Source organism: Kitasatospora sp. NBC_01560, assembly GCF_045208415.1.
In the GTDB taxonomy this organism is placed as follows: Bacteria; Actinomycetota; Actinomycetes; order Streptomycetales; family Streptomycetaceae; genus Kitasatospora.
Map to the genome: position 1 here is coordinate 732,669 of NZ_CP109364.1, position 26,368 is coordinate 759,036.

A 26,368-nucleotide genomic window follows, 5' to 3' on the forward strand; every position below is an offset into this window, starting at 1 on the left:
GCGTCCGGGGCCGGGGCCGCCGGTCAGGACGGGCGGATACCGATCACGCAGGTGTCGTCCTGCGGGTTGGGGGCCCCGAGCCGGCGCAGCACGTGGTCGAGCAGCCCCGGGATCCCCGGCACCCGGTACTCCTCCACCGCCGCGATCAGCCGTTCGAGACCGCGGTCGAGGCCCTCGTCGCGCCGTTCGACCAGCCCGTCGGTGAAGAGCAGGACGACGTCGTCCGGCTCCAGCGTCAGGACGCCGCTGCGGTAGACGGCGCCCGGGCGGGCACCGAGCAGCGGCCCCGGCGGCGGCTCCAGGTAGCGGGCGACGCCGTCGTGGACCAGCAGCGGCGGCAGGTGCCCGGCCCGGGCCCAGACCAGGGTGCGCCGGGCGGGGTCGAGCCGGCCGCAGACGACCGTGGCGATGAAGTCGCCGCCGAGGTGGCAGAGCATCTCGTTGAGCAGGTGGAGCAGTTCGTCCGGCTGGACGCCGGTGAACGCCAGGCCGCGCAGCGCGTCGCGCAGCTGCGCCATCCCGGCGGCGGCCCGCAGGCCGTGGCCGGAGACGTCGCCGACCACGATCAGGACGGTGCCGTCGGGGAGGGTGAGCGCGTCGTACCAGTCGCCGCCGACCCGGGCGTCGCGCTCGGCCGGCAGGTAGCGGGCCGCCATGTCGAGGCCGTCCGCCGACGGGCCGCTCGGCACGTCCATCAGCGCGTGCTGGAGGGCCCGGACGGCGCGATGCTCGACGGCCGTCCGGCGGACCTGCTCGGCGAGCCGGGCCCTGGTGTCGGCGAGCGCCTTCTCGGTGTGCCGCCAGGCGGTGACGTCCTGGATGACGCCGTGGACGGCGAGGACGTCGTCGTCACCGCTCCCGGGCACGGTCTCGGCGGTCGCCCGCACGCTCCGGGTGACGCCGTCCGGGCGGACCACCCGGAATTCGAGCGTGCCGGAGGCGCGCCCGGCGAGCAGCCGCTCCGCCAGGAGCCGGACGGCGGCGCGGTCGGCCGGGGCGACGGCCGCCTCCGCCTCGGCCGGGGTGAGGGTGCCCGGCTCCGCCCGCCCCGGCAGGCCGAGCAGCCGGAAGACCTCGGGCGAGCAGTCCATCCGCGCGCTGGCCACCTCCCACTGCCAGGTGCCGAGGCCGGCCAGCCGCTGCGCCTGGGCGAGCTGCTGGTCGCGGCGCTCCTGCTCGTCGTGCGTGCGCCAGCTGACCAGGACCCCGTCGAGGAACGGCGTGGCGTGCAGCGTCATGGTCGACCCGTGGACGGCACCGCCGACGATCTCGATGTACTGCTCGGCCTCCCCCTGGTACGGCACGCCGGAGACCGCGACGTCGAGCAGGCGCTGGAAGGTGCCCGAGGAGACCATGCCGGGGTAGAGCTCGCTGAGCAGCCGGCCGGCGATGTCCTGGCCGGTCCGGCCGGCCAGGTCAATGGTGGCCGCGTTGGCGTGCGCGACGCGCAGGTCGGTGACCTTCCCCTCGGCCTCGCGCACGCCGTGCAGGATCAGGACCGGGTCGAGGAGCGCGTCCAGCACCGCCCGGAACCACGGCTCGCCGGCCGGCACCGGTGCTCCCCCGTCCTCCCCGCCGGGGGCGAGCACGCGCAGCAACTGGGCGGCGCAGAGCCGGGCCAGCGCGGAGAGGTAGCGCTCGGTGGCCCGGTCCGCCCGGAACGTCCCGGGCCAGCCGAGCTTCATCGCGCCGATCAGCTGTTCCCCGGTGCGCAGCGGCAGGGCGCAGACGGTGTCGCCGGGGACGAGGTCCTCGCCCTTCAGGTCGGGGTAGCGCGTGCCGAACTCGGTGCGTCCGCGCACCCAGACGGTGGCTCCGCCGCGCGCCGCGTCGGTCAGCGGGAGGGAGGTGTGCGGGGGGATCCGCTGCCACTGGCTGAGCTGGTGGGCGGGCACGCCGTGGCTGGCGACCAGGCGCAGTGCGCCGTCGGGCTCCAGGAGGGTGAGGGCGACCGCGCCCACGCCCAGCGGGGCAAGGGCCGTCTCGGTGAGCCGGGCGGCGAGTTCGTCGGGAGACTCCGCCGAGGCGAGGGCCGAGGCGGCGACGTGGTAGCGGGCCGCAAAGTCGCCGGTGACGGTGTCGGCGGAGGCCGTGTCCGCTGCGGGCGCGCCGGCGGCCGGGCCGGGTTCGGCGCGGGCGGAGCGTGGTGCGGCGGGCGGCAGGAGCTGCTCGGCCTCCGGCGGCGCGACCGTTGCGAGGAGGTCGGCGGCGATGTCGACGAGCTTGCGGTTGCTGTCCTGGGACAGCTGGACGAGGTGGCTGAAGGCCTCGTCCGGCGTGCAGGCGATCCGCTCGATCAGGATGCCCTTGGCCTGCTCGATCACGGCGCGCGTGCGCATGGCCCGGCGCTGGCCCTCCACCTCACCGCGCAGGCGGTCGATGGTGGCCCGCAGTCGGACGCTCTCGCTCTCCTGTTCCGCCACGCCTCGCCCCCTGGTCCGTTCTGCCGAGGCCCCGGTCCGCGCCCGTCCGGGCGGGCGGGGAGGGTGCGGAGCGCCGTGTCGAGATTCCAGCTTAGGCCGGGGACGGGGCGGCGCCGAGCGGGCCGCGCGGCGGTGCGGCGCCGAGGTGCGGGCGCGCGGCGCGCACGGGGAACGGCGCCGCGGTTCGCGGTCGTCAATCCGGACGGCGCCCGGCGGCGGCCGCGGGCGGGGCAGCGATCTCCGACCACACGGTCTTGCCGCCCGCCGCCGGAACGCTGCCCCAGTCCCAGGAGAGCAGCGCGACCACGCGCAGCCCGTGCCGGCCGGGAACGGCCGGGTCGTCGTCGTACCGGAGCACCGGCGGCTCGGTGCTGCCGTCCGACACCTCGACGCGCAACCCCGGGGGCGACGGGCGCAGCCGCAGCTCGATCCGGCCGCCGCCGTGCCGGACGGCGTTGGTGACGAGCTCGCTCACGACCAGCAGGACGTCGTCCGCCACGGCCCGGCGCTCCCCGCCCGCGGCGGCCGGCAGCCAGCCCCAGTCGGCCAGCACCTCGGCGGTGAAGGCGCGGGACCGGGTGACCGCCCCGGTGACGGACCCGAGGGGCAGGCGGCGGTCGGTGGCGGGTCGCATCAGGAGTCCTGGCCGGCCAGTGCCTCGGCCACCGACGGGAAGACGTCGATGATCCCCTGTGCGCCGGTGATTTCGAGCATCCGGGCCACCATCGGGCCGGGCCCGGCGAGCACCAGCGCCCGGCCGCCGTCCTCGGCGGCGAGGCGGGTGCGGAGCAGCAGGTTCAGACCGGTGGAGTCGCAGAACGACAGCGCCTCGCAGTCGATCACGACCGGGCCGGGCGGGCCGCGCAGCGCGGTCTCCAGTGCCTCGCGCAGCGGCTGCGCCGTGTCGTGGTCCAGTTCGCCCTCGGGGCGCAGGACCACGCTCCGCCCGGAGGCGCCGACCACCACCGTGAGGCCGGCCGGGGCACGGTCAGCTTCCATGGGCGTGCGCTCCTCCCTCGCTGTCACTCCACGATAGGCCGGATCGCCGCGCCGCGGTCGCGGACGGTGGTCTCGACGACCTTGCCCGTGGCCGTCCGGACGGCGTGCACCCGCTGACCGACGACCGCCGCCAGGAGCAGGCCGTGCCCGAAGGCCCCCGGCTGCGCGACCGGGTGGAGCAGCTCCGGGCTGGTGTCCTCGACGGCGATCTCGACGCCCGCGTCGGCGACGGCCATGCTCAGCCGGCAGGGGCCCGGTGCGTGGCGGCAGGCGTTGCCCACCAGCTCGCTGACCACCAGCACCGCGTCCAGGCGGGTCTGCGAGCTCAGCCCGCCCCGGCCGAGGCCGGCCAGTTCGCCGAGGAAGCTGCCCGCGGCGCGGCGCGCCCGGCCCTCCGACCCGGGGGTTCCGTCCAGGTCGACGTCGAGCGTGGGTACACACCGCACGACGCACCTCGGCTCTCCCGGAGCGGTCCGGGCCGGTGGAGTACGGGCCCGGGCCTCGCGCCTACCCCGCAGCCGCCGGTGGAACCGGCGCGCCCGGCCCTGCGGTGAAGGTGTGCCGGGGCCGGACGGCGGCGAGCGGCCCGGCCGTCGGTGGGCCGGGCCGCTCGTGGGCCCCGTGGGCGGACGCCGCGGCGTACGTCCCACTGCGCGCTCCCGCGCCGGGCCGATCGCGGCCCGGATCGTCGGCGGTCAGTGCTTCTTGGCGTCCTTGGCGGCGTCCTTGAGCTTCTCGGCGGCCTGCTTGACGTCGCTCTTGGCCTGGGTCGCCCGGCCCTCGGCCTTCAGGCCCGGGTCGTCGGTGGCCCGGCCGACCGCTTCCTTGGTCTTGCCCTTCGCCTTCTCGGCGACGTTCCTCATCTTGTCCCCGGTGCCCATGGCGTCGCTCCTCCGTGCTCCGGCCGGCCCTCCGTACGGGCCGACGTCTCCGGGCGTCTGCTCCGGAGAGCGGATCCGAAACCGTCCGGCCGGCGTGGACCTCGCGGGGCCGCGCTTCCGCCCGGGCCGATACCGTCTGGGCGCGCCGCCACCGGGCAGACGCCTCCCGGGGGCCCCGTCGGACCGGAGGAGTGACCGACCATGGCGCGACCGGCGCACGACCCGCACCGCCGCCGGGTGCTGATGTGCCCGCCCACGTACTTCGCGGTGGACTACGCGATCAACCCCTGGATGGACCCCGGGAGGCCGGTCGACCGGCGGCTCGCCGTCCGCCAGTGGGAGCAGCTGGTGCGCGTGTACCGGTCGCTGGGCCACCAGGTGGAGTTCGCCGACCCGCTGCCGGGTCTGCCCGACATGGTGTTCAGCGCCAACGCGGCCACGGTGGTCGGCGGGCGGGTGCTGGTCTCGCGCTTCCGCCACCCGCAGCGGGCCCCGGAGGCACCGGCGTTCCGGCGCTGGTTCGCCGGGCGCCCGTTCACTGTCGGCACGGCCGCGTACGTCAACGAGGGACAGGGCGACATCCTCACGGCGGGCCGGATCCTGCTGGCCGGCACGGGGTTCCGCACCGAGCCGGCGGCGCACGACGAAGTCCGCCGCCGGCTGGGCCGCCCGGTGGTGACGCTGCGGCTGGTGGACCCGCGCTTCTACCACCTCGACACCGCGCTGTGCGTGCTGAGCGACACCGAGGCGGCCTACTACCCCGGCGCGTTCGACCGGGCGAGTCGGGCCGTGCTGGAGGCTCTCTTCCCTGACGCCCTGCTCGCGACCCGCGAGGAGGCCGAGCGCTTCGAGCTGAACGCCTTCAGCGACGGCCGCCACGTCGTGCTCCCCGCCGCCGCGGACCGGCTGGCCCGCCGCCTGGCCGACCGGGGCTTCGAACCCGTCGGCGTCGACGTGTCGGAGTTCCGGCGGGCCGGCGGCGGGGCCAAGTGCTGCACCCTTGAGCTCGACGCGGCCTGAGGACGGCGCCCCCCCGGGCCCGGGCGGCGGGGGCCGGGGGTTCACGGCCGCACCGGGCACGCGGCAGAATCACTGCCATGCAGCACATCCTCGTCATCGGCATCGGCGCGGGCGATCCCGACCACCTCACCCTCCAGGCAGTGAAGGCGCTCGCCCGCACCGACGTCTTCTTCATCCTCGACAAGAACGAGGACCGGCAGGACCTCATCCGGCTGCGGCGGCAGATGCTGGCCGAGCACGGGCGGCCCGGCCACCGCGTGGTCGGCGTCCCGGACGCGGACCGGGACCGCGCCACCCCCGCGTACGCGGCGGCCGTGGACGACTGGCGCAGCCGCCGGGCGGACCTCGTCGAGCGGCTGGTGGCCGAGCACCTCGGGCCGGAGGAGACCGGCGCGTTCCTGGTCTGGGGCGATCCGAGCCTCTACGACAGCGTCATCGCCGTCGTCGACGAGGTGCTGGCCCGCGGCACCGCCACCTTCGCGTACGAGGTCGTGCCGGGCATCAGCAGCGTCTCGGCGCTCGCGGCCCGGCACCGGACCACGCTGACCCGGGTCGGCCGCCCGGTGCAGATCACCACCGGGCGCCGCCTCGCGGAGGGCTTCCCCGAGGGCGTGGACGACGTGGTGGTGATGCTGGACGGGCGCGCCGCGTTCGCCGCGATCGACCCCGAGGGCCTGGAGATCCACTACGGCGCCTATCTCGGCACCCCGGACGAGATCCTGGTGGCCGGCCCGCTGGCGGAGGCCGCCCCGCGGATCGGCGAGTTGCGCGAGGAGGCCCGCGAGCGCAAGGGCTGGATCATGGACACGTACCTGCTCCGCCGTACGGAGGGCTGACGGCCCGTGGTGGGCCGGCCCGCGGGCGGGGCCCGGCCCACCACGGCGCGGGTCAGCGGTGGGTGAAGGAGGCCGGGCGCTTCTCGGCGAAGGCGGCCATGCCCTCCTTCTGGTCCGCCGTCGCGAACACCGCGTGGAACAGCCGGCGTTCGAAGCGGACGCCCTCGGCCAGCGTGGTCTCGAAGGCGCGGTTGACGCTCTCCTTCATCATCACGGCCGCCGGGGTGGACATCCCCGCGATCGTCCCGGCGGTGGCCAGCGCCTCGGCGAGCAGCCGGTCGGCCGGGACGATCCGGGAGACCAGGCCGGCCCGCTCGGCCTCCTCGGCCCCCATCGTCCGGCCGGTCAGGCAGAGCTCCATCGCCTTGGCCTTGCCGATCGCGCGGGTCAGCCGCTGCGAGCCGCCGATGCCCGGGATCACGCCGAGCTTGATCTCCGGCTGACCGAACTTCGCGGTGTCCGCCGCGAGCAGGACGTCGCAGAGCATCGCCAGCTCGCAGCCGCCGCCCAGCGCGTAGCCCGCCACGGCGGCGACCACCGGCTTGCGCAGCCGGCCCAGTTCGTCCCAGGCCGCGAACCAGTCGCCGAGATAGGCGTCGACGAAGGTCAGCGGCTGCATCTCCTTGATGTCCGCACCCGCGGCGAAGGCCCTCTCCGAGCCGGTGATCACCAGCGCGCCGATCCCCTCGTCCCGGTCGAACTCCCTGGCCGCGGCGACCACTTCGGTCATCAGCCGGGTGTTGAGCGCATTGAGCGCCTCCGGCCGGTCGAGGGTGATCAGCCCGACCCGGCCCCTGCGCTCGACCAGGATCGTCCGGTAGCCGCTCATTTGCCGTTCTCCCTGATGGTGGTGATGATCGCCGAGAAGTCCAGGCCGGCGCCCTCGTCGGCGGCGAAGTCGGCGTACAACTGCGCCGCCTTCAGGCCGAGTTCCACCGGCAGGCCGGCGGATTCGGCGGCCCCGGCGGCCAGTCCGAGGTCCTTGGCCATCAGTGCGGCCGCGAAGCCCGCCCGGTACTCCCGGTTCGCCGGACTGGCCGGGACCGGGCCCGGCACCGGGCAGTTGCTGGTCAGTGCCCAGCACTGCCCGGAGGCGGTCGAGGCCACGTCGAAGAGCGCCTGGTGGCTGAGGCCCAGGCTCTCGCCGAGGACGAATGCCTCGCTGACGGCGATCATCGAGATACCGAGGATCATGTTGTTGCAGATCTTCGCGGCCTGACCGGCCCCCGGGGGGCCGCAGTGCACGACCTTGCTGCCCATCGCCGCCAGCACCGGCCGGGCGGCGGCGAAGTCCGCCTCCGCGGCGCCCACCATGAAGGTGAGGCTCCCGGCGGTCGCGCCCGGCACGCCGCCGGACACCGGCGCGTCGAGCGCCCGGTGCCCGGCCTGCACCGCACGGGCGTTGGCCGTCCGGGCCTCCGCGACGTCGACGGTGGAGCAGTCGACGAAGAGCGTTCCCGGGCGGGCGGCGGGCAGCGCCGCCCCGTAGGCGGCCAGCAGGTGGCGGCCGGCCGGCAGCATGGTGATCACCACGTCGGCGTCGCGCACCGCGTCGGCCGCCGAGGCCGCCGGGCGGACCCCGGCCGCCTCCGCCTGCCGGAGGGCCTCCGGCGCGAGGTCGTGGCCGTGCACCCGGTGCCCGGCCGCGACGAGGTTGGCGGCCATCGGGCCGCCCATGTTGCCGAGTCCGACGAATCCGATGGTCAGGGTCACCAGCGCTCCAGGGGTCTGGTGGTGGCGAGGCCGAGTTCCCGCTCGCCGAGCGGGGCGAAGTACCGTGCCACCGCGGCGGGTTCGACGCCGCCCAGGGTGGCCGGCCGCCAGCGCGGCGTGCGGTCCTTGTCGATCACCCGGGCCCGGATGCCCTCGGCGAGGTCCGGGGTGGCGAGTGCGGCGCAGGACGTCCGGTACTCCTGGTCGAGCACGGCCTCCAGCGGGCCGAGCGCGCGGGCCCGGCGCAGCGCGGCGAGCGTCGCCTTGACCGCGGTCGGCGAGTTGGCGGTGATCCGGTCGGCCGCCTTCTTGGCCTCGGGCTCGCCGCTGTCGCCGAGCCGGTCGAGGATCTCCTCGACGGTGCCGGCCGCGTAACAGCTGTCGATCCACCCGCGCTGTCCGGCGAGCGGGGCCGGCGGTGCGGGCTCGACGTGCCGGGCGAGCGCGTCGTGGACGGGCCGCTCGGCGAGGTCGTCGAGCAGGGCGGGCAGCCGTTCGGCGGGCACGTAGTGGTCGGCGAGGCCGCAGAGCAGGGCGTCCGCGGCACCGGCCGAGCCCGCGGTCAGGGCGAGGTGGGTGCCCAGTTCGCCGGGGGCGAGGGCGAGCAGGTAGGTGCCGCCGACGTCGGGGACGAAGCCGATGCCGGCCTCCGGCATGGCCAGCCGGGTGGCCCCGGTGACGATCCGGGTGCTGCCGTGGGCGGAGACGCCGACCCCGCCGCCCATCACGATGCCGTTCATGACGGCGACGTAGGGCTTGGGGTAGCGGGCGATGCGGGCGTTCAGCCGGTACTCGTCACGCCAGAACTCCTCGACCGCGCGCGCGTCCCCGCCGGTGGCGGCCCGGTGGATGGCGACGATGTCGCCGCCGGCGCAGAAGGCCCGCTCGCCGGCCCCGGTGACGACGACGGCCTGCACCCGGTCGTCGTCCTCCCAGGCGTCGAGCGCGGCGGCGATGCTCCGGACCATGCCGTGGGTGAGGGCGTTGAGGGCGGCGGGCCGGTTGAGGACGATCAGCCCGGCCCGGCCCTCGCGCTGGACCAGTACCTCGTCGGTGGTGTGCCCGGCCATCAGGCGGCTCCGGTCAGGCCGCGGGCGACGATGACGCGCATGATCTCGTTGGTCCCTTCCAGGATCTGGTGCACCCGCAGGTCGCGGACGATCTTCTCGATGCCGTACTCGGCCAGGTAGCCGTAGCCGCCGTGCAGTTGGAGCGCCTGGTTGGCCACCTCGAAGCCGGTGTCGGTGGCGTACCGCTTGGCCATCGCGCACAGCTCGGGCGCCCGCGGGTCGCCCCGGTCGAGCGCGGCGGCGGCCCGCCAGAGCAGCGACCGGGCCGCCTCCAACTCCGTGGCCATGTCCGCCAGTCGGAACTGCAGTGCCTGGGCGTGCAGGAGTCTGGCGCCGAACGCCTCCCGCTCGGCGAGGTAGCCGGTGGCCCGCTCCAGCGCGTCCTGCGCGCCGCCGAGCGAGCAGGCGGCGATGCCCAGCCGGCCGCCGTTCAGCCCGCCCATGGCGATCCGGAAGCCCTCGCCCTCCGCCCCGAGCAGCCGGCCGGCCGGCAGCCGGACGCCGTCCAGCACGACCTGGCGGGTCGGCTGGGCGTTCCAGCCCATCTTCTGCTCGTTCGGGCCGAAGGAGAGCCCCGGGTCGTCGCGTTCGACGACGAACGCCGAGATCCCGCGCGGGCCGCTGCCCCCGGTGCGCGCCATCACGAGGTAGACCTGTGAGGCCCCGGCCCCGGAGATGAACTGCTTGACGCCGTCCAGCACCCAGCCGTCGCCGTCCCGGACGGCCCGGGTGGCCAGGGCGGCGGCGTCGGAGCCCGCGCCGGGCTCGGTCAGGCAGTAGCTGCCCGGGCTCTCGACCGCGCAGAGGCCGGGCAGCCAGCGGGCGCGCTGCGCGGCCGTGCCGTGGCGGTCGACCATCCAGGCGACCATGTTGTGGATGGAGAGGTAGGCGGCGATCGAGGGGCAGCCGGTGGCCAGCGCCTCGAACACCAGGACGCCGTCCTGCCGGGTGAGCCCCGAACCGCCCTCCTCCTCGCGGACGTACACCCCGCCGAGCCCGAGCCCGGCGGCCTTGCGCAGCACGTCGAGCGGGAAGTGCTTGTCGCGGTCCCAGGCGACGGCGTGCGGGGCGAGGTGCTCGCGCGCGAAGCCCCTGGTGGTCGCGGCGATGGCGAGCTGGTCCTCCGTCAGTGCGTGCACGGCCTCAGCCCATCGTCGGGATGGTGAAGCTCGCGCCCTCCTTGACCCCGGAGGGCCAGCGCGAGGTGACGGTCTTGGTGCGGGTGTAGAAGCGGATCGAGTCCGGCCCGTGCTGGTTGAGGTCGCCGAAGCCGGAGCGCTTCCAGCCCCCGAAGGTGTGGTAGGCGACCGGGACGGGGATCGGCACGTTGACGCCGATCATGCCGGTGTTGACCCGGCGGGCGAAGTCCCGTGCGGTGTCGCCGTCCCGGGTGAAGATCGCCACGCCGTTGCCGTACTCGTGCTCGCTCGGCAGCCGGAGCGCCTCGGCGTAGTCCGCGGCGCGCACCACGCACAGCACCGGGCCGAAGATCTCCTCCCGGTAGATCCGCATCCCGGGGGTGACCCGGTCGAAGAGGGTGGCACCGAGGAAGTACCCGCCCTCGTACCCCGGCACCGTCAGATCGCGGCCGTCGACGACCAGTTCGGCGCCCTCCTCGACGCCGACGTCGAGGAATCCGCGCACCCGGTCCAGGGCGTCCCGGCTGACCAGCGGGCCGAAGTCGGCCTCCGGGTCGTGGGAGGCGCCGACCTTGAGGGCGGCGATCCGCTCAGTGAGCTTGGCCACCAGGGCGTCGGCCGTCCCCTCCCCCACCGGCACGGCGACGGAGATGGCCATGCACCGCTCGCCGGCGGAGCCGTAGCCGGCGCCGATGAGCGCGTCGGCGGCCTGGTCGAGGTCGGCGTCGGGCATCACGATCAGGTGGTTCTTGGCGCCGCCGAAGCACTGCGCCCGCTTGCCGTGGGCGGCGGCCGTCGCGTAGACGTACTGGGCGATCGGCGTCGAGCCGACGAAGCCGAGCGCCTGGACCCTCGGGTCCTCCAGCAGGGTGTCCACGGCCTCCTTGCCGCCGTTGACGACGTTCAGCACGCCGGGCGGCAGGCACGCTTCGAGGAAGAGCTCGGCGAGCCGCAGCGGCACCGACGGGTCGCGCTCGGACGGCTTGAGCACGAAGGCGTTTCCGCAGGCGATCGCGGGCGCCGCCTTCCACAGCGGGATCATCGCGGGGAAGTTGAACGGGGTGATGCCGGCGACCACGCCGAGCGGCTGGCGCAAGGAGTACACGTCGATGCCGGTACCGGCGCTGTCGGTGAACTCGCCCTTCAGCAGGTGCGGGATCCCGGCGGCGAACTCCACGACCTCCAGGCCGCGTTGGAGATCGCCGTGGGCGTCGGCGACGGTCTTGCCGTGCTCGGCGGAGAGCAGCCGGGCGAGCTCGTCCTTCTCCTGCTCGACCAGCTGGAGGAAGCGCAGCAGCACCCGGGCCCGCCGCTGCGGGTTCCAGGCGGCCCATTCGGCCTGGGCCTGTTCGGCGTCGGCGATCGCCGCCCCGGTCTCGGCCCGGCTCGCGAGCGGCACGCGGGCCTGCACCGTGCCGGTGTTGGGGTCGTAGACGTCGCCGAACGCCCCGGAGGTACCGGCGACGTGCTTGCCGCCGATGAAGTGGGTGAGTTCACGGACCATCAGAAACCTGCTCTCGTCAGGAAGTCAGCTGGATCCGAGGGAAGGGGGCACGGCAGAGCGGCCGGCCGGCGCTCGGGACGGAGCGGGGTCGGGGGGCGCTGCCGGGCGCGGCGTGCCGTCAGGGTGACGGGCGCGCAGCAGCCGTCGCAGGATCACCAGGGTCGGGAAGGGCGCAGACCGGTGCCATGCGTGTTTGCTCCATCCTCGTGGACAACACGGAACACCCGCAGTCGGTATCCTGACTCCCGGATCACCGTGCGCCGCCCGGCCTTCCCGGCCGGCTGCCAGTGGCTGGTACTGCGGCGACGCACTCCCCGGTCACAGTGGCGGGACCGTGCCGGATTCACACCGGCTTCCCTGCACTGCGGGCCTTGTCCACGACCATATAGTCGGACGTCCTAGTAAGTCCAGAGTGCGGCCCGCGACGTGCCGCCCCGGCGGCGCGCCGCCCCGGCGGCGCGCCGGCCCCGGGAGCCCCGGGCGCGGCCCCGGCCCCGGGGAGCCCCGGGCGCGGCCCCGGGGCCGGGGATCCCGGGCGCCCGCGGGGGCCGGGCGCGGCCCGTCAGCGGCTCCGGCGGGCGTTGAGCCGGGCGGCCCGGCGCGTCAGGTGGTCGCGTTCGGCGAGGTCGGTGGCCTTCAGCGCCGCCTCCGCGTAGAGCCGGGCCGCGGTCGCGAGATCACCGTCGCGCTCGTGGAGGTACGCCGCCGCCGCGGTGTGGCGGGGCAGCGAGTCGTCCAGCTCCGCGAGCGCCGCCAGACCGGCGCGCGGTCCGTCGGCCTCGCCGACGGCCACCGCGCGGTTGAGCCGGACGACGGGACTGCCGGTCAGCCGGACCAACTCGTCGTACCACTCCACGATCTGCACCCAGTCGGTCTCCTCGGCGGTGGGTGCGTCGGCGTGCAGCGCCGCGACGGCGGCCTGGGCCTGGAACTCCCCCAGCCGGTCGCGGGCCAGGGCCGCCTGAAGGATCTCGACACCCTCGGCGATCGCCCCGGTGTCCCACCGGCCGCGGTCCTGCTCGGCGAGCGGGACCAGGCTGCCGTCGGGCGCCGTCCGGGCGGTGCGCCGGGCGTGGTGGAGCAGCATGAGGGCGAGCAGGCCCGCCACCTCCGGGTGGTCGATCGCGGCCGCGAGCTGCCGGGTGAGCCGGACGGCCTCGGCGGCGAGGTCGACGTCACCGGAGTAGCCCTCGTTGAAGACCAGGTAGAGGACGCGCAGCACGGTGGCGACATCCCCCGGCCGGTCGAGGCGCACGCCGGAGACGGTGCGTTTGGCCCGGCTGATCCTCTGCGCCATCGTCGCCTCGGGCACCAGGTAGGCCCGGGCGATCTGACGGGTGGTCAGCCCGCCGACGGCGCGCAGCGTGAGCGCGACCGCGGAGGACGGCGTCAGCGAGGGGTGCGCGCAGAGGAAGTAGAGCTGGAGGGTGTCGTCCGCCGCGGGTGCGGGGCCGGGCGGCGGCTCCTCGTCGACGAGGTCCTCGCGCCGGCGGCGGGCGGTGTCGGCCCGCGTCGCGTCGAGGAACCTGCGCCAGGCGACAGTGACCAGCCAGCCCTTCGGGTCGCGCGGCGGCTCGGCCGGCCAGACCCGGACCGCCTCCACCAGCGCGTCCTGCAGGGCGTCCTCGGCCGCCGCGAAGCCGGCTCCGCGGCGGACGAGGACGGCGAGCACGCTCGGCGTGAGGCTCCGGAGCAGGGCCTCCTCGGCCGGAACGGTCACTGCGTGACGGTGGGCGGGGCGGTCAGGAACGGCCGCAGCTCCAGCCACTCGTGGATGGGCTTCCCGCCCGCCCCGGGGGCCGCCGACAGCTCACCGGCCAGCTCGACGGCGCGCTCGTAGCTGTCCACGTCGATCACCATCCAGCCGGCGATGAGGTCCTTCGTCTCGGCGAACGGGCCGTCGGTGACCGGCGGGCGGCCCTCCCCGTCGTACCGGACCCAGGCTCCCCCGGGGGCGAGCGCCTGGCCGTCGACGAACTCGCCGCTCTTCTCCAGCCGGTCCGCGAAGTCCTGCATGTACTGGACGTGCGCGGAGATCTCCTCCGGCGCCCACTGGTCCATGGGCACGTCGTTGACCGCCGCCGGGGCGCCGCGGTAGTGCTTGAGCAGAAGGTACTTCGCCATGGTGGCTCTCTCCTCGGTGCTGGTGCGGCCCATTCTGGCCGCCTTCACCCCTGGGACGGAGCCGGCCACACGTTCTCGACACCACCGGCCGAAGTTTTTTCCCGCCCGCCGGACGAGCCGCCCCGGGCGGCCGCGATCGGGCGGCTCCGGGCGGCCGCGGCCCGGCCGAGCGGACGGCTCCGCCCCAGGTCAGACGGTCGTCGCGCTCCCGGCCGTGGCCGCCGGCTTGACCGGGCCGGTCCACGCCGTGGCGGAGGTGTAGTAGCAGATCGCCTCGTGGTCGCTGCGCACCCACCAGGCCACCTGCGACGGGTAGGAGAAGCTGGTGACGCCACCCGGCGGCGGCTCCGTCGCGGACTGCCGCGCCGTGCAGAGGCGGTCCGCGGCGTCCTCGACGGCGGACGTGCCCGGGTAGCCCGTCCCACCGGGGAGGCGGACCACCGCGTACACCTCGAACCGGTGCGCCTGCTCGCACGGGACGACGTGGTAGTCGTCCGGCTCGTTGAGGCCGCCCAGGTAGTCGGTGGCGCAGTCGCCCTCCCGCAGGTACAGCTGACCGGCCGGGCCGGCGGTCGCGGGCCGGCCGTCCGGGCCGCGGTCGGGGCCGGAGTGCAGCTGCCGCACGGCCACGGCGACCAGGCTGACCACCAGGACGGTCACGAGCCCCCAGACGAGGGAGAGGGCGAGGCCGCCGACGGCCATCCCGAACCCGCGCTGGCCCCGGCGCGAGATCCGCCGGAAGGCGCCGATGGAGAGCCCGAAGGAGACCAGCGACAGCGGCGGGACGAAGCCGATCACGCCCAGCACGAGGGAGGTCATGGCGAGCCCGCTCCACGGCTTCTTCGCCGGCGGCCCGGCCGTCCCGTAGGCCGGCCACGCCTGGGGGCCGGGGCCGAACGGCGCCTGGCCGGCCGACGGCGGCACAAAGGGGTCGGCGCCGAACGGCGACTGTGCGGGCGCTGCGGGTCCGGCCGGTCCGACAGGCGCTGTGGGTGCGGCGGACGCTGCGGGACCGGCGGGCGCAGCGGGTCCGGCAGGCGCAGCGGGTGCGGCAGGGCCGGCCGGAGCGGTGCCGGTGGACGGCGGAACGGGCACGGCGGAGGAAGGATCGTCGAGAGGCTGCGACACGGTGGCTTGGTTCCCCGGTGAGGTCGGTGGTGGCGCCCGATCCCTGCGGGTCGCGCCGCGAATATAGCGGATGATGTGATCACGGATCATCCGGGTTTCGCCCGTCGTCCGGGTGCCGCCCCCGGGGGCCTCGCACGACGGCCGGCCCGGTGACCCGCCGGCATCGCTCCGGCCCGCGCGCACCCGCGCGCACCCGCGCACACCCTCGCGCGCCCGGCCCGCCGCACGGTCCGCCGCACGGCGCCGGCCACCCGTTCGACGGACCGGCCGCCGCCGACCGGGTGAGCCTGGGGCGCAAACCTCCGCACACGCAGCGCCCGCTCGTTCTGCCGTACATGCCCACACACGCCGAGGCACCGGGGCTCCGGTGCGCCTGATCGGCAGGGCCGCGTCGGCGGTCCTGTCCCTGACGATCCTGATCCTCCCCGCGGTCGGCGCCACCGGCGGCCGTGCGGCGACGCCCCGGCCCGACCCGCCCGGGTCGCCGGGGCCGGCCGGGAGCGGTCCGAGCGGCTGGGAGGTCTCGGCCGGCGCGGCCAACGTCCGCCGCGACCACTCCGTCAACGACACCGTCCTCGGCCTGGCCCGGTGCGGCGACCGGGTCGAGATCGTGGACAGCTGGACGTCACCGCTCGGCGCCCGGTGGGGCAAGGTCGTACTCGCCCGCTCCCGGCTGACGGGCTGGATCCTCTGGTCCCTGCTCACCCGTCGCACCCCGCCGGACGCTCCGGCCGTGCCGGACGGCGCCTGCCCGTCGGGCGACTGCCGCCGCACCGCTCCCCCGTGCGCCGGGGGCGCCGCGGAGATCGGGCCCGCCCGGCACTGAGGCACACGACGGGCGGACGGGCGCCCGGGAAACCGACCGGTCCGGGCTGCTCGGGTTCGGGCCGGTCCGGCCGAAAGACGGGTCAGGCCGGACGACGGGTCAGGCCGCGGCCATGGCCGGGAGCGGCCGCCACGCGACCGGCACGTCGCGCATGACCAGCGCGCAGTCCAGCGTCGCGCTCCCCGGCGGGAAGCGGTCCGGGTCTTCGAAGTAGGACGAGGACACCGCGCGGACGGCACCGGCCTCGACGTGCCAGGCAGCGGTGCGCAGCTCCATGCCGTCCAGGTGCCGGCCCGCCCGGGTGGCCGAGTAGCCCTTCGCGCCGCCCCGGAAGAACCGCGAGGCCTCCGCGAGGTCGGCGAACAGACTACTGCCCCGGAGCTCCCCGGCCACGTCGACGGTCGCCTCGGCGCGCACGGCACCGTCCCGGGTCGCGAAGGCCACCCGCACCCGGCCGGCGCTCTCCTCCACGTCGAAGTCGGCGCGGCCGTGCCGACCGGGGAAGATCCGGCCGCCCGCCCAGGCGTTGACCCGTGACGCGGTGTCGCGCCGCGGGATGTAGACGCCGGTCTCGACGCCGTCCGGCCCGTCCCATTCAACGGCGATCCGGTGCGCCGCGTTCTCGCTGCGCAGCCCGACCCCGCGGGGCGCCCAGTCCGGCCGGACACCGCCGAGGCGCAGCAGGCAGAGGCCCGCGACGGCGTGACCGTGCACCAGCTGCGGGCGCAGCGGTGCGGGGAGCAGTCGCGCCGCCACGTCCGGGGCGACCCGGTAGTTCACCAGCAGCCGGCGTTCGACGACGCTGGCCAGTCGGGGCTGGATCACGACTCCTCCTTCTGCGCGGCGGGGCGCCAGGCGGTGTGCCGGAGCACGATCTGTTCGGGGCAGACGGCGCTGAGGAAGCGGCCGATGCAGATCGCGAGGCGTTCCTCCGCCAGCGAGTAGAGGATCCGGTTGCCGTCGCGCCGTTCGGTCACCAGCCCGGCGCCCTTGAGCACACCGAGGTGGCGCGAGACGGAGGGCGCGCTGATCGGGAACCGGCCGGCGATCTCACCGGCCGCGAGCTCGCCGCCCCTGAGGTACTCCAGGATCTGCCGCCTGGTCGGGTCGGCGAGCGCGCGGAAGGCGCCGGCCTCGTCCTGAGCTTCTGTCACCCCTCATATTTAGCACCTTCGCTAAATTGCTCACAAGGGACCGCCGCCGCCCACCCTCGGACCTCCAGTCAGGCCGCCCGCCCGCGGAGCCCCGCGGCGGACCGGCCGAGCCGCACCGCGGCGACCACCGGGAGGCAGAGCGCCACCGGGAGCGCCACCGTCAGGGCCGCCGCGCTCAGGCCGCCGAGCAGCACGGAGAGCAGCACCGCGAGCACCGGCAGGGTGACGACCGGCGAGAGCATGAGCAGCGTCGCCGTCCGCTTCTCCGGGCCGGCCCACTGCGGCGAGCGCCAGAGCCGGACCAGGGCGGCGATCGCCACGACCGCCCCGAGGAACGGCCCGACCGCGGGGACGAACGCGGCTGGCATCGCCAGCACGACCAGTCCGAGGGTGACGAGGGTCCGGCGGCTGCTCTCCGGCACCGGACGGTCACCGGGCTCCTCGGCGAGGGCGGCCGCCGCGATCTCCGCCGGCGCGCCCAGCTGCCCCAGGACCCGCCGCACGGCGTCGTCGTCGAGGGTGCCGGACTCCGCCAGGGCGACCTCGACGTGCTCGCGCAGGTCGGCCAGCAGCTCCCGGCGGCGGGCGACGGGCAGCGCAGCGGTCCGGTCCTCGACCGCGGTCAGGTACGTCCGTACCAGGGGGTGGCTGAGGGGCTCGTTCACGTCGGCTCTCCGGGGGTGAGGAAGTGGTCGACGGCGGCGCGGAAGGAGGGCCAGTTCGCGGTGAACTCCTCCAACGCGCTCCGGCCGGCGTCGGTCAGCGTGTAGTACCTGCGCGGCGGCCCGCTCTCGGACTCGCGCAGCTCGGTGTCGGCGAGCCCGGTCCGGCGCAGGCGCGACAGCAGCGGGTAGATGGTGCCCTGACTGGTGGCCATCACCTCGACCCGGGCGAGCTCCGCCAGCAACTCGACCCCGTAGCGGGGCCCGTCCCGCAGCAGCGCAAGCACGCAGTACTCCAGTACGCCCTTGCGCAGCTGACTGGCCACCCGGCCGTCGGCCTCGGGGTTGCTTGCATAGCCATCTACCATGCAAAGCAAGCTACCACGCCCGGCGCCGCCCGGACAGCTGCGCCGGGGCCGGGCGGGTCGCACGACGGGCGAGCGCACCGGCGCGCTGTGCCATGATCCTCGGCAGGCCCCGCGGGGGACGGGGCCCGGAGGGGGCACCGGCTTGCACGAGCACACCGACGAGCACACCGACCCGGAAACCGACCCGGGCACCGACCCGGGCACCGACGGGCGCACCGACGCGGGGAGCGAGCGCAGCACGACCGACCGGCGGGCCGGGCAACCGAACGGACGGCAGGACGAGCGGCGGGACGACCCCGCCGTGCAGGCCGTCCTCGGACTCGTCCGGGACGTCCACGCGCACCACCTGAGCGAGACCGCCGCCGTCGCCCTGGTCCGCGACCCCGCGTGGGTGATGACCGAGCAGCACGCCGCGTTCCTGACCCTGCTCAGCGACGCCCACGCCCGCGCCGCCGATCCCTCGGGCGGCTACCTGCTGGCGCGGCTCGTCCTGGAGGCGGCGGACGTCCGCTGGGGGCGCAGCCGGGAGAGCATGTGGTGGGCGGCGGCCGACCGGGTGGTCGAGTGCGCCCGGCTGCTGCTGGTGACGGAGCCCGACGGCGCCCGGTTCCGGCACGCCTGCGCGGTCGCCGACGAGCAGATCGGCACCCTGCGCGCCGACCGCGAGCTGGAGGAGCTGGCCGAGACGATGTTCGCGGCCGGCCTCCTGCGGGTGCATCCGTTCACCGGCATCGCCCGGGCCGGCCTCCCGCCCGAGGAACTGCTCGCCCGGCAGCGGGAGCGCGAGACGCTCCGCAGGCCGTTCGCCCGCGGAAGCGATCCCGACGGCCTGCCGCACGGCATGCCCGACGCCGCCGAGTCGGCCCTGGACGCGCTGCCCTACCTGTACGGCGCGGTGGGCCTGAGCGAGGGTCACCGGCGCGGGCGCTGCCTCGTCGCCCTCGGCGAGGCGCTGGCCCTGCTCGCACACACCGGCATGGGCGCCCCCTGGATCGACGAGGAGCTGCTGCGCAGCGCCCGGCAGGCCGTCGCCCTGCTCGACCCGGCGCAGGACCCGTACAACCGGATCAAGCTCATGCGCCTGCTCTCCCCGGCCGACCGGGCTCCCGACGACCGGGCTCCCGACGACCGAGCTCCCGACGACCGAGCTCCCGCGAGGCACGTGCCCGCCGGCCCGCGGCAGACCGTCCACGACCTGCTGGGCGGCCCGGTCGCCGACCTCGTCCGCCGGCTCGGCGGACGGGAGGCCGGCGCCGTCGTGGACCAGGCGCTCTGCCTCTTCCGCGAGCAGGGAGACACCGCGGCGCTGCGGGCGCTCCTCGACGAGGCGCACGCGGCCCTGCCGCACCTCGACGACCCCGAGCGGTGCCTCGAAATCTGGGAGAGCGAGGTGCACGCCCTGCCCGGCAGCAGCCTCCCCTGCCCGGTCGACGCGGCCGGGGCCGAGCTGCTCCTCGCCGCCGCCACCGCCGCCGGCAGCGCCGGAATCGACGGGAACGACGGGCCCGCCGGGGACGCCTGGGCCCGGCCGGCGGCCGCCCTGCACCTGGCCGCCCACCTCTACCACCGCGGCGACGCCCGGTTCGCCCAGCAGCTCGTGCGACGGGCCTGGAGCGAGCTCCCGGCGGACGCCCACGCCGAGCGCGTCCTGCCGGCCCTCGTCCACCTGCGTGCCGCGGTCGCCTCCCGGGCGGCACTCGAACACGCCGGGGCCGGCCGGCCGATGCCCGCCCTGCAACTGCACGGGCAGGCGGCGGAGGACTACGCCGCGCTCGGCCTGGCCGACCTCGCCGTCCAGCAGCTGGACCACCTGGTGGCCGGCGCCGGCACCCCCGACGCCGCCGTCCTCGCCGCGGTGATCCTGCGCCAGTCCACCGCCCCCGCGCTGTCCGCGATCCCGCGGGCCGACGTCGGCTTCGCGCTGTACCGCGCCGGCCAGCGCCTGCCGACGGCGCTCGGCACCCATCAGGTCTCCCCGGGCGCGCTGTTCGAGGTGGTGACCGCCGTCAAGGGCCTCGACTTCGGCGCCGCCCTCGCCGGGCACCGCGGCCCCCGCGCCGTCCGCCCGGGCCTGCACGAGCTGCTGGGCGAGATCGGCCGCGCCGAGGGAGCGCTCCCCGAGGCCGGGGAGACGCACCGGCTCACCGACCTCGCCGAGGACCTGCACATGCTCTGCTACGCCGGCGCGCAGGAGACGGACGACGGCGCCGACGCCCGCTCCTACCTCGACAACCTGCGCCGCGGGTTCGACCGCGCCTTCTCCCGGTGGCTGTACGGGGCGCGGGGCGACGCCGCGGCACGCGACCGGCGGCACGCCGCCGACCTCGACGAGCTCTGCCGGGCCCTGCCGCCGGACACCGTGCTGCTCACCCTGTTCGTGGGCCTCACCCCGCCGGACGGGACACCGGACGGGACACCGGGCGAGGGCCCCGCGGCCCCGGACGGCGCACCGGCGACGGTCGCCCACTACCTCGTCACCCTGACCCGGGACGGCGTCGCCGACCTCCGGCTGGTGGCCTCGGACGGCGTACCGGCCGCACTGCACCGGATCGCCAAGGACGGCTACAGCCACACCCTGCACCCCTTCGCGACGACCGTGGCGGACGTCCGCGCCGCCGTCCTGGACGATCCGCTGCACCGCCCGGTCGGCCGCGAGGCGGAGGAGCGGCTGGCCCTGGAGGGCGTCCTCGGCGCCGGCCTCGCCGACACCCTCGACCGGCTCCACGCCGAGGGCCGCCGGCACCTCTGCGTCTGGGCGCACGGGCCGTTCCACTACCTGCCGTTCCACCTGCTCCACTCCGGTGGCCGGCCGCTCGCGGACCGCTGGACGGTGACCACCGTGCCGAGCCCCGTCTGCCTCACCGCGCCGCCCGCGCACCCGCCCGGCACGGGGCTGCTGGCGCTCGGCGCGGCCCACGGCGGCGCCGCCCGGGGCCTGCCGGCCGAGCCCGAACTCGACGCGCACGTACGGTCGGTGGCCGCAGAGGCCGGCGGCACCGCACTGACCGGGGCGGACGCCACCCCGCAGGCGCTGCTCGCGCGCGCCCCGGGCCACCGGTACCTGCACATCGCCGCGCACGGCTCGCACAGCCCGGTCGCGCCCTGGTTCCAGTGCCTGTACCTCAACCCGCCGCAGCCGGACACCGCCGGCGCGGCGGCAGACGCCCCGGGGCCGGCGCCGGAAGGCGCGGCGCCGCCGCACGGGCCCGCCGACGGGCGGCTCTTCGCCCACCAGGTCGTCGCCGCGGACCTGCGCGGGGTGGAGCTGGTGACCCTCGGCGCCTGCGAGTCCGCGCTCGGCCGGTTCGACCTCGGCGACAACCTGCGCGGGCTCCCCGCCGCCTTCCTGCTAGCCGGAGCCAAAGCCGTGGTCGGCTGCCTCTGGCCGGTCGAACCCGAGGCGGCGACCTGCTTCTTCACCGAGCTGTACCGCGCCCTCGGCGAGGACGTCGGGCCGGTGGCGGCCTTCCGACTGGCCCAGCAGGCCACCCGGCTGCGCCACCCGCAGTACCGCGACTGGGGTGCGTTCAGCTACTCCGGAAGCCTCCACCGCAGCGAGGAAGGGACCGACTGAGATGGCGATCGACATCCCCGCCCTGGAGTCCGGCGAGGTCGACCTCGTCGTGCCCGCCACCCTGCAACGGCCGTCCACCGAGGAACGCATCCGGGGCCGGCTGGCCGTCAGCCGCCGGCCCTTCGTCACCCGCCTGACCCGGGCCGGGCTGGCCGACGTCGACGTCGATCCGGCGCTGCTGGCGAGCCTGCCGGCCGGCGACGACTACTTCGTGGTGGCCTTCTACTGCACCTACCGGCCCGCCGCCGACGTGGGCGCGGTGCCCTTCGTGGAGTCCCGGATCGGGGTGCGGCTCAGTACCCCGGGCGACGGGCCGCAGCCGGTCGCGCTCGCCCTGGCGCCGCGGACCGCCGCCGCGCCGACCGACCGGTCCTTCCGGATCTCGGTCGGCGCCCCGCTCGGATTCGTCGAACCGTCGGTCGAGTACAGCCGCAGCGGCAGCCGCGAGGAGCAGTACGTCACCGCACTCGGCCGTGGCCAGAGCGACCCCGAGTGGCGCCTGCGCGCCGTGCCGAACCACCCCCTGCTCGGCGACGTGCGGCTGGCGATGGTGGTGCAGAGCCCGCCGGCGGCGGAGGTCACCGCCGAGATCATCGTGGCCGCGACCGTCCGCCGGCTCGGGCTGGTCCGCAGCCGGGCCGAACTGCCGCCGCTGCTGCACCGGATCGACCTGCACACCGCCGCCGAGGCCCTGCCGGCGGCCGACGGCGGGGCGCCCGGGACCGGGGCGCCCGGGACCGGGGCGCCCGGGACCGGGGCACTCGGGACCGGGGCACTCGGGACCGGGGCACTCGGGACCGGGGCACTCGGGACCGGGGCACTCGGGACCGGGGCACTCGCGAGGGCGGAAGCACCGCCGGGGGACCTGCCGCCGGTGAACTGAGCCCGCACGCCTGGTAGTTTCGCGGCGACGGCCCGAAGGCGGGCCGACACCGGGCGGGAGACGCGGCGTCCCCGGCCGCCCGGCCGGCGCGGCGGACGCCGACGGGAGAGCCCATGACCTCCGGACCGACCCCGGCCGACCCCGGCCCGACCCACCCCACGGCCGCGGCCCCCGCCACGGGACCGGTGGACTTCACCGACCCGTCCGGGCAGCTCGCGCGGCGCTCCCTCGACGTGCGCTGGATCCACGGCTCCGAATCGGCGAAGCACAACACCGACCCCGAGATCCACGTCCACCACTACGACGAGCACACCGTCCTGCTGCGGCAGAACATGGCCGTCAACTACGAGGCCCCGTTCCTGTTCCTGCTCTTCGGCAACGAGCGCGCCGTCCTGATCGACACCGGCGCCACCGCCTCCCCCGCGTACTTCCCGCTCCGCCGCGTCGTCGACGAGCTGGTCGCCGACTGGCTCGCCCGCCACCCACGGACCAGCTACCGGCTCCTCGTCCTGCACAGCCACGGCCACGGCGACCACGTCGCGGGGGACGCCCAGTTCGCCGACCGCCCGGACACACTGCTGGTGGACGCCGGGCTCGACGCCGTCCGGGCCTTCCTCGGCCTGGGCGAGGACCTCGACGAGCCGGCGCTGCTGGACCTCGGCGGCCGGGTGCTGAGCTGCCTGGCCAGCCCCGGGCACCACGAGGCGGCCGTCACCTACTTCGACCCGTACACCGGCTTCCTGCTCACCGGCGACACCGTCTACCCGGGCCGGCTGTACGTCGCGGACTGGGCCGCCTACACGGCGACGATCGACCGGCTGACCGCCTTCGCGGCGGCCCACCCGGTCGGCCACGTGCTCGGCTGCCACATCGAGATGACCGACCGCCCGGGTGTCGACTACCCGATCCGCTGGACGTACCAGCCCGACGAGCCGCCGTTGCAGATGACGATCGGGCAGCTGCACGACATCCGCCGGGCCCTCGACGAGGTGGGCGGCCGGCCCGGGCGGCACGTCTTCGACGACTTCCTGATCGTCCACCGGGCCGAGTGACGGGGCGGACCGACAGGGCGCAGTGACAGGGCAGCCGGACGGGGCGGAGCGCCGGGGCGCGCTGGCGGGGCGGCCCGACCGGCTCACCGCCCGGAGGGGCCGGTCCAGTCGGCCGGGACGTGGCCGATCCGTACCCGCTGCGGATGGTCGCCGACCGGGACGGAGACGGTCTTGCGGCCGGTCGCGAAATCGATCGCGGTGACCTGGTCGGCGCCGCTCTCGGAGATCACGCAGGACTTGCCGTCGCCGCTCACGGTGGCCCAGTAGGGCTTCTGGGCGGGCACCAGCGGCCCTTCCTGGAGCGTGGCCCGGTCGACCACCGTCGCGTAGTCGTCCATGGTGCCGGCGACACACAACTTGTCACCGGCCGGACTCATCGACAGGCCGTGGTGGCGCGAGTCGTTGACCCAGGTGGTGCGGTCCTCGCTGGTCGCGGGGTTCTTCGGCAGGGTCTTGACGCGGGTGATCCGGTCGGCGGCGACGTCGTACTCGACCAGGCCGTTGAAGAACGACACCTGGAAGTACAGCGTCGAGCCGTCGGGGGTGAAGGCGGCCGGACGGATCGCGTCGGAGAGGTCCGGCCGCCCGGCGGCGTCCAGCCGCTCCCGCATGTCGATGACCCTGACCTGCGCGAAGGTGTCGGCATCCACCACGGTGATCCGGCGGTCGCCCTTCGTCCAGTCCAGCCACGGCGCGTCGAGGGCGGTGTTCACCTCGCCGATCGACATGTTCCAGATCCGCCGCCCGCCGTCGGTGAAGAGGTTCTCGTGGGGCTTGTCGCCGGTCGCGAACGAACCGAGCTGCGTGCCGGTGCGCACGTCGAGCACGTGGACCGTGTTGGAGGTGGAGGCGGAGACCGCCACGCGGGTGCCGTCCGGGGAGAGCGCCATGTGGTCCGAGCGGTAACCCGAAACGGGGAAGCGCCAGTTGATCCGGCCGGTGGCGAGGTCGATGGAGACGACGTCGGCGAAGCTCGGCCGGGAGACGACCACCGCCGACCCGTCCGGGGTGGAGTACATGTCGTCGACGAACTGGTCGTGGCCCTCGCCCGGGCCGAGCCGGATGCCCAGGAAGTAGGCGAGCCTGACGGGGTCGAGGTAGATCTCGGTGAGCCTCTGGTCCTTGTCGGGGATGACGTTGACGCGGCCGATCCGGGCGAAGTCGCCGGTGGAACGGATGACGTCGGCGGTGCCGTCCCAGTTGTTGCCCACGAACATCACGTCGCGCAGGGCCGGCGCAGGGCCCGCCGTCGCGGCCGCCGGCGCGATGGCGGCGAGGGGCAGGACGGCGACGACGCCGAGGGCGCCGAGGGCCCTGACCCGCCGGGACCAGCGGGTGGGATGGCGGTCGGACCGGGGCTCGGTGACGGGCATGGCCGCTCCTTCGCGCGTTCGCACAGCCTCGGAGGAGGCTGCCGGCCGGATTGCGTTACTCGACGGTAAGGACGGCGCCCTCGCCCTGCCAAGACGTCGGCGCGCACCAATTCCCCGCGAGGGGCCGTCAGTACGAGGCCGCTCCCCCGCGCGGGGGAGTCGGACCGTTCCCGGGGTGGAGGCCCCGGACGCCCGCCGGATGCGAGGTTGGAGGCCGGGCCACCGACGGCCCGGAGCACGGATTCCACTCCCGACCGAGGAGTTCGACGATGCGTAGGTTTCTTGCGGTGACAGCGATCACGGCCGCCCTGGCGGTGACCGCCGCACCGGCCGCCGTGGCCGCGCGGCCGGGCGCGGGCCTGCACGGGTGGGCGCGCCTCGACCCGGCCGGCCCCGTCCCCGGGGAGGACCGGCTCACGCTGGCCGTCGACGCCACGGCCCGGCACCGGGCCGGCGCCGGCGGCGCGGCCGAGGCCCGCGGGCACGTGACGATCCAGCACGCCTTCCCGAACGGGGACGGCACCTTCTCGACCTCGCGGATGGAGATCGCCATCGACTGCCTGATCACCCGCGGCCGCACCACCTCCCTCACCGGGGTGGTCGAGTCGGTGACCATCACCGTGCCGCCCGGGTACGAGCAGCCTCCCGGGAGCACGGACTCCTGGCACCCCGAGACCGCCTTCAGCTTCTACACCGAGGACGGCGGACAGCGCCGGATCGGCTGGCGAATCCCGCGCTTCGGCGACCCGACGGCCCCGCCCGCCGCCGCCAGGTGCGTGGCCCCCACCGTCGACGCTTCGGACTTCTACCTGGTCGAGGGCGGGTTCACGGTCCGCAGGTGAGCCCCCGCCCGGGGGTCAGCGCAGCGGCAGGCGCTGCGGCGGCAGCAGCTCGCTCGGCTGGACGATCACGAAGCCGTCGCCGGTGAAGGACAGCTCCCAGCCCTCGGTGGCGGTGCCCCGCCGGCGCCAGGCCTCGGTGTTGGCGGACTGCGCCTGGAGCTGCACCTCCAGCGCCGAGGACCAGCCGACCACCGCGTCGGCGTCCGCATAGACGTACTCGCCCGCGCGGACCGGCATGACCAGCGGCCGGCCGGAGGTCATCACCACCAGTGTGCCGCTGCCGGACAGCTCCAGGCTGTTCCGGCCGACCCCGGTGATCCGCTCCCCGCCCTCGATCCCGACCGCCTGCCAGTCGATGGTGGTGTCCAGGGCCAGCACGTAGTTGCTGGTGATGGTCAGCCGGTCGCGGCGGAGCTCCAGAATGTGCAGGTGCTGGGCCAGGTTGGCCAGATAGACCGTGCCGGTGCCGGCGCAGCGCATGAGGTCCAGCGCGGGGGCCGGCTGGTGGCCCGGCTGCCCGGGCCACTGCTGGTGGGGCCCCGGCTGCTGGTGGGAGCCCTGCTGCTGCGGCCGGTTCGCCCGGCCGCGGCCGCGGCGCCCGGGCGGCGTCCACCCGGTGAACTGGACCCGCCCGGTGTGCGCGACCATCGCGCCGCTGCGGGCCAGCACCTCGGCCCGGCCGTCCAGGGCGACCCGCAGCAGCTGCGGGTTCTGCAGGGCGAAACGCTCGTCACCGGCCAGGGCGGTGTGGTCGAGAAGGGAACTGTGCACGGTGCTCGCTGCTCCTTGGCTGCGGA

At 75.7% G+C, this 26,368-nt stretch carries 26 protein-coding genes and 1 riboswitch; of the genes, 7 read left to right on the forward strand and 19 right to left on the reverse strand.

Annotation, left to right across the window (positions count from 1 at the left end):
* Nucleotides 1-23 precede the first annotated feature (23 nt).
* The 5 genes from OH807_RS03175 to OH807_RS03195 form a co-directional block, all read right to left on the reverse strand.
* Nucleotides 24-2,423: a SpoIIE family protein phosphatase gene (locus OH807_RS03175; protein ID WP_406193629.1), complete on the reverse strand. Its 2,400-nt coding sequence runs from the start codon at nucleotides 2,421-2,423 to the stop codon at nucleotides 24-26.
* 193 nt (nucleotides 2,424-2,616) lie between these two features.
* Nucleotides 2,617-3,057, reverse strand: coding sequence for an ATP-binding protein (locus tag OH807_RS03180; protein ID WP_406193631.1), 441 nt, complete (start codon nucleotides 3,055-3,057; stop codon nucleotides 2,617-2,619).
* Entirely contained in the window at nucleotides 3,057-3,422 is a 366-nt protein-coding gene (locus tag OH807_RS03185; protein WP_406193633.1) for an STAS domain-containing protein, read from the reverse strand. The genes OH807_RS03180 and OH807_RS03185 overlap by 1 nt, the downstream gene beginning before the upstream one ends.
* 23 nt (nucleotides 3,423-3,445) lie before the next feature.
* Nucleotides 3,446-3,868: an ATP-binding protein gene (locus OH807_RS03190; RefSeq protein WP_406193635.1), complete on the reverse strand. Its 423-nt coding sequence runs from the start codon at nucleotides 3,866-3,868 to the stop codon at nucleotides 3,446-3,448.
* A 249-nt stretch (nucleotides 3,869-4,117) separates the two neighbouring features.
* Nucleotides 4,118-4,303 carry a CsbD family protein gene (locus OH807_RS03195; protein ID WP_406193637.1) on the reverse strand — a complete coding sequence of 62 codons (186 nt, stop codon included), beginning with the start codon at nucleotides 4,301-4,303 and terminating at the stop codon, nucleotides 4,118-4,120.
* 201 nt (nucleotides 4,304-4,504) lie between these two features.
* On the opposite strand from OH807_RS03195, the gene ddaH reads away from it, so the two are divergent.
* Together ddaH and cobF are read left to right on the forward strand one after the other, a co-directional pair.
* Entirely contained in the window at nucleotides 4,505-5,323 is an 819-nt protein-coding gene (gene ddaH / locus OH807_RS03200; protein WP_406193639.1) for a dimethylargininase, read from the forward strand.
* 77 nt (nucleotides 5,324-5,400) lie between these two features.
* Complete coding sequence (cobF, locus tag OH807_RS03205; protein WP_406193641.1) at nucleotides 5,401-6,159, forward strand: precorrin-6A synthase (deacetylating); 759 nt, start codon at nucleotides 5,401-5,403, stop codon at nucleotides 6,157-6,159.
* A gap of 52 nt (nucleotides 6,160-6,211) precedes the next feature.
* Here the strand turns inward: cobF and OH807_RS03210 are convergent, their stop codons facing one another.
* The 8 genes from OH807_RS03210 to OH807_RS03245 all read right to left on the reverse strand — a co-directional run bounded on the left by OH807_RS03210 (nucleotide 6,212) and on the right by OH807_RS03245 (nucleotide 14,528).
* Nucleotides 6,212-6,988: an enoyl-CoA hydratase gene (locus OH807_RS03210; RefSeq protein ID WP_406193643.1), complete on the reverse strand. Its 777-nt coding sequence runs from the start codon at nucleotides 6,986-6,988 to the stop codon at nucleotides 6,212-6,214.
* Complete coding sequence (gene mmsB, locus OH807_RS03215) at nucleotides 6,985-7,872, reverse strand: 3-hydroxyisobutyrate dehydrogenase (RefSeq protein ID WP_406193645.1); 888 nt, start codon at nucleotides 7,870-7,872, stop codon at nucleotides 6,985-6,987. Before mmsB ends, OH807_RS03210 begins: the two co-directional genes overlap by 4 nt.
* Nucleotides 7,869-8,942 (reverse strand): enoyl-CoA hydratase/isomerase family protein, encoded by a 1,074-nt coding sequence (locus OH807_RS03220; RefSeq protein WP_406193647.1) that lies wholly within the window; start codon nucleotides 8,940-8,942, stop codon nucleotides 7,869-7,871. Before OH807_RS03220 ends, mmsB begins: the two co-directional genes overlap by 4 nt.
* The gene (locus OH807_RS03225) at nucleotides 8,942-10,081 is read right to left on the reverse strand and encodes an acyl-CoA dehydrogenase family protein (RefSeq protein ID WP_406193649.1); all 1,140 of its coding nucleotides are present in this window, start codon (nucleotides 10,079-10,081) and stop codon (nucleotides 8,942-8,944) included. Before OH807_RS03225 ends, OH807_RS03220 begins: the two co-directional genes overlap by 1 nt.
* A gap of 4 nt (nucleotides 10,082-10,085) precedes the next feature.
* Nucleotides 10,086-11,585 carry a CoA-acylating methylmalonate-semialdehyde dehydrogenase gene (locus OH807_RS03230; RefSeq protein ID WP_406193651.1) on the reverse strand — a complete coding sequence of 500 codons (1,500 nt, stop codon included), beginning with the start codon at nucleotides 11,583-11,585 and terminating at the stop codon, nucleotides 10,086-10,088.
* A 210-nt stretch (nucleotides 11,586-11,795) separates the two neighbouring features.
* A riboswitch (cobalamin riboswitch) is annotated at nucleotides 11,796-11,986 on the reverse strand.
* A gap of 161 nt (nucleotides 11,987-12,147) precedes the next feature.
* Nucleotides 12,148-13,305, reverse strand: coding sequence for an RNA polymerase sigma factor (locus tag OH807_RS03235; RefSeq protein WP_406193653.1), 1,158 nt, complete (start codon nucleotides 13,303-13,305; stop codon nucleotides 12,148-12,150).
* Nucleotides 13,302-13,709 carry a YciI family protein gene (locus OH807_RS03240; protein WP_406193655.1) on the reverse strand — a complete coding sequence of 136 codons (408 nt, stop codon included), beginning with the start codon at nucleotides 13,707-13,709 and terminating at the stop codon, nucleotides 13,302-13,304. The genes OH807_RS03235 and OH807_RS03240 overlap by 4 nt, the downstream gene beginning before the upstream one ends.
* A 189-nt stretch (nucleotides 13,710-13,898) precedes the next feature.
* Nucleotides 13,899-14,528 carry a hypothetical protein gene (locus tag OH807_RS03245; protein WP_406193657.1) on the reverse strand — a complete coding sequence of 210 codons (630 nt, stop codon included), beginning with the start codon at nucleotides 14,526-14,528 and terminating at the stop codon, nucleotides 13,899-13,901.
* A gap of 676 nt (nucleotides 14,529-15,204) precedes the next feature.
* Here OH807_RS03245 and OH807_RS03250 point away from each other — a divergent pair.
* Nucleotides 15,205-15,663 carry a hypothetical protein gene (locus OH807_RS03250; RefSeq protein WP_406193659.1) on the forward strand — a complete coding sequence of 153 codons (459 nt, stop codon included), beginning with the start codon at nucleotides 15,205-15,207 and terminating at the stop codon, nucleotides 15,661-15,663.
* A 99-nt stretch (nucleotides 15,664-15,762) separates the two neighbouring features.
* Here OH807_RS03250 and OH807_RS03255 read toward each other — a convergent pair whose 3' ends face one another.
* The 4 genes from OH807_RS03255 to OH807_RS03270 form a co-directional block, all read right to left on the reverse strand.
* Nucleotides 15,763-16,488, reverse strand: a complete 726-nt coding sequence (locus tag OH807_RS03255) for a DUF2071 domain-containing protein (RefSeq protein WP_406193661.1) — start codon at nucleotides 16,486-16,488, stop codon at nucleotides 15,763-15,765.
* A complete protein-coding gene (locus OH807_RS03260) occupies nucleotides 16,485-16,817 on the reverse strand; it encodes a metalloregulator ArsR/SmtB family transcription factor (protein ID WP_406193663.1) in 333 nt (110 codons plus the stop codon). The genes OH807_RS03255 and OH807_RS03260 overlap by 4 nt, the downstream gene beginning before the upstream one ends.
* A gap of 68 nt (nucleotides 16,818-16,885) precedes the next feature.
* Nucleotides 16,886-17,482, reverse strand: a complete 597-nt coding sequence (locus OH807_RS03265; protein ID WP_406193665.1) for an HAAS signaling domain-containing protein — start codon at nucleotides 17,480-17,482, stop codon at nucleotides 16,886-16,888.
* Nucleotides 17,479-17,847: a PadR family transcriptional regulator gene (locus OH807_RS03270; protein ID WP_406193667.1), complete on the reverse strand. Its 369-nt coding sequence runs from the start codon at nucleotides 17,845-17,847 to the stop codon at nucleotides 17,479-17,481. The genes OH807_RS03265 and OH807_RS03270 overlap by 4 nt, the downstream gene beginning before the upstream one ends.
* 142 nt (nucleotides 17,848-17,989) lie before the next feature.
* Here OH807_RS03270 and OH807_RS03275 point away from each other — a divergent pair, with 142 nt between their 5' ends.
* The 3 genes from OH807_RS03275 (at nucleotide 17,990) to OH807_RS03285 (ending at nucleotide 23,356) form a co-directional block, all read left to right on the forward strand.
* A complete protein-coding gene (locus OH807_RS03275) occupies nucleotides 17,990-21,421 on the forward strand; it encodes a CHAT domain-containing protein (protein WP_406193669.1) in 3,432 nt (1,143 codons plus the stop codon).
* A gap of 1 nt (nucleotide 21,422) precedes the next feature.
* A complete protein-coding gene (locus OH807_RS03280; RefSeq protein WP_406193671.1) occupies nucleotides 21,423-22,304 on the forward strand; it encodes a hypothetical protein in 882 nt (293 codons plus the stop codon).
* Between the two features lie 113 nt (nucleotides 22,305-22,417).
* On the forward strand, nucleotides 22,418-23,356 hold the full coding sequence (locus tag OH807_RS03285; protein ID WP_406193672.1) for an MBL fold metallo-hydrolase: 939 nt from the start codon (nucleotides 22,418-22,420) through the stop codon (nucleotides 23,354-23,356).
* A gap of 83 nt (nucleotides 23,357-23,439) precedes the next feature.
* On the opposite strand, the gene OH807_RS03290 is transcribed toward OH807_RS03285, so the two are convergent.
* Nucleotides 23,440-24,729, reverse strand: a complete 1,290-nt coding sequence (locus tag OH807_RS03290) for a YncE family protein (protein ID WP_406193674.1) — start codon at nucleotides 24,727-24,729, stop codon at nucleotides 23,440-23,442.
* Between the two features lie 287 nt (nucleotides 24,730-25,016).
* Between OH807_RS03290 and OH807_RS03295 the strand changes: the two genes are divergently transcribed.
* Nucleotides 25,017-25,571 (forward strand): hypothetical protein, encoded by a 555-nt coding sequence (locus tag OH807_RS03295; protein WP_406193676.1) that lies wholly within the window; start codon nucleotides 25,017-25,019, stop codon nucleotides 25,569-25,571.
* 15 nt (nucleotides 25,572-25,586) lie between these two features.
* Here the strand turns inward: OH807_RS03295 and OH807_RS03300 are convergent, their stop codons facing one another.
* On the reverse strand, nucleotides 25,587-26,342 hold the full coding sequence (locus tag OH807_RS03300) for an AIM24 family protein (RefSeq protein ID WP_406193678.1): 756 nt from the start codon (nucleotides 26,340-26,342) through the stop codon (nucleotides 25,587-25,589).
* Nucleotides 26,343-26,368: the final 26 nt, after the last annotated feature.